The sequence below is a fragment of the Microbacterium sp. genome, from assembly GCF_039812165.1.
GTDB lineage: Bacteria > Actinomycetota > Actinomycetes > Actinomycetales > Microbacteriaceae > Microbacterium.
The window spans coordinates 1-2,515 of sequence record NZ_JBDIAB010000310.1 but is presented as its reverse complement, the minus strand read 5'-3'; the positions used below and the strand labels follow the sequence as shown (position 1 = coordinate 2,515).

The 2,515-nt window shown below is 72.1% G+C and carries 2 protein-coding genes and 1 pseudogene; all 3 read right to left on the bottom strand.

From position 1 onward, the window contains the following. Positions 1-1,073 (bottom strand): branched-chain amino acid aminotransferase (locus WML84_RS14770; protein ID WP_347346893.1); only part of this gene is annotated, 1,073 nt, incomplete at its 3' end. 78 nt (positions 1,074-1,151) lie between these two features. Next, entirely contained in the window at positions 1,152-2,204 is a 1,053-nt protein-coding gene (locus tag WML84_RS14765) for a 3-isopropylmalate dehydrogenase (protein WP_347346892.1), read from the bottom strand. 76 nt (positions 2,205-2,280) lie between these two features. Continuing rightward, a pseudogene (locus tag WML84_RS14760) lies at positions 2,281-2,515 on the bottom strand (MFS transporter); the annotation flags it as partial.

The window sequence follows — 2,515 nt, the reverse complement described above, 5'->3', positions numbered from 1 at the left end:
TCGTCACGACGGCCGTACTGGATGTCGGTGAGCTCCTCGCGCAGCGACAGGGCGAGCGCGCCGAGGGGCTGCTCGTCGATGAAGTCCTTGCCCTTGAGCAGCCCGATCGGGGTCACGACCGCGGCGGTGCCGCACGCGAACACCTCGACGATGTCGCCGGATGCCACGCCCTCGCGCCACTGCGCGAGCGACACCGAGCGCCCCTCGACCTTGTGCCCGCGGTCGCGGGCCAGCTGCAGCAGCGACTCGCGCGTGACGCCCTCGAGGATCGAGTCGGACTGCGGTGTGACGAGCGTGCCGTCCTTGTAGACGAACACGATGTTCATGCCGCCGAGCTCCTCGACGCTGCCGTCCTGGTCGAGGAACACGACCTGGTCGCACTCGTTCTCGTACGCCTCGGACTGCGGCAGCAGGCTCGCGGCGTAGTTGCCGCCGGTCTTCGCCGCCCCCGTGCCGCCCTTGGCGGCGCGCGTGTAGTCCTCGCTGAGCCAGATCGACACCGGCTTCACGCCGCCCTTGAAGTAGGCGCCGGCCGGCGAGGCGATCAGGTAGTAGGCCACCTTGTGGGCCGGGCGCACGCCGAGGAACGCCTCCTTGGCGAACATGAACGGCCGGAGGTACAGGCTCTGGTCGGAGCCTGCGGGCACCCAGTCGCCGTCGACGGCGACGAGCTCGCGCAGCGACTGGATGAAGTACGGCACCGGCAGCTCGGGAAGCGCCAGGCGGCGCGCGGAGCGCTGCAGGCGACGGCCGTTCTGGTCGGGACGGAAGGTGTGCACCGAGCCGTCGGCGTGGCGGTAGGCCTTGATGCCCTCGAAGATCTCCTGGCCGTAGTGCAGCACCGCCGCGGCGGGGTCGAGCGAGATCGGCCCGTACGGCTGCACGCGCGGACGGTGCCACCCGCCGCGGACCGACCAGCAGATGTCGACCATGTGGTCGGTGAAGTTCGTGCCGAAGCCCGGGTTGGCGAGGATCTCTGCGCGTCGCTCGGGCGAGGCGCCGAGGAGGTTGCGCGTGACGTCGAACTCGAGCGGGGCGAGGTCGGCGTCGGGGGCGGAGTCGATGAGAGTCATGTCGTGTCCTGTGCGTCTGTGTCCCGCGCGGTCGGTCGCGCGGGCTGATCACGCGGGCGACGCTCGCGCGACTCCAGGTTACGCCCGGAGCCGTGCCGCGATCGCGTCGCCCACCTGGGAAGTGGTGCGGATGCCGTCGCCGCGGGCCGCGATGTCGTCCTCCACCGCGCTGATGACGCGGGATGCCTCGGCCCGCAGCCCGAGGTGATCGAGCAGGAGGGCGATGGACAGGATCGCGGCCGTGGGATCGGCCAGCTGCTGCCCCGCGATGTCGGGCGCCGATCCGTGTACGGGCTCGAACATCGACGGGAACGCGCCGTCGGGGTTGATGTTGCCCGAGGCGGCGAGGCCGATGCCACCGGTGACGGCGCCGGCCAGGTCTGTCAGGATGTCGCCGAAGAGGTTGTCGGTGACGATCACGTCGAATCGGCCCGGGTTCGTGACCAGGAAGATGGTGGCCGCGTCGACGTGCAGATAGTCTACGGCCACGTCGGGGTGCTGCTGCGCCACGGCATCCACGATCCGCTTCCACAGGCCGCCCGCGTGCACGAGCACGTTGGTCTTGTGCACGAGCGTGAGCTTCTTGCGGCGCCGCTCGGCGAGCTCGAACGCGTAGCGCACGACGCGCTCCACGCCGTACGCGGTGTTCACCGAGGTCTCGTTGGCGACCTCGTGCGGCGTGCCGCGGCGGATCGCGCCGCCGTTGCCGACGTAGGGACCCTCGGTGCCCTCGCGCACGACCACGAAGTCGACCTCGCCCGGGTCGGCGAGCGGGCCGGGGGCGCCCGGGTAGAGCTTCGACGGGCGCAGGTTGACGTAGTGGTCGAGCTCGAAGCGCAGCTTCAGCAGCAGTCCGCGCTCGATGTTCGCGTCCTTCAGCCGCGGGTCGCCGGGCTGGCCGCCCACGGCGCCGAGGAGGATCGCGTCGTGCGTGGCGATGGCCGCGAGGTCGTCGTCGGTGAGCGTGTCGCCGGTGGAGAGGTAGCGCGCGGCGCCGAGCGAGAAGCGGGTCCTGTCGAAGCGGACGCCGCTTGTCGCGGTCACGGCGTCGAGCGCCTTCTCCGCCTCGGCGATGACCTCGGGACCGATGCCGTCACCCGGGATGACGGCCAGCTTCACGACGCGCGACATGGTGCTCCTACGATGTGTGCGGGGACCCTCCCAGGTTAGTGGGCCCCGGGACGGGCCCCCGCGCCACGAGCCGGGCTCACGGGCGCGGAGCGGACGAGCCGCGCGACAGCGTCGTTGCCGCGATGACCGCCGCCACGACGACCAGGCCCGCGCCGATGAGCGCGGTGACCCCGACGCCTGCCTCGAAGGCGTGCGCCGCGGCATCCGTCAGCGACGCGCCCAGCGTGCCGCCCAGCCCGGCGGCGGCGTCCACGGCCCCGGCGAGCGCCTCGCGGGCGGCCTCGGCGGCCGGCTCGGGCACGCCGAACGGC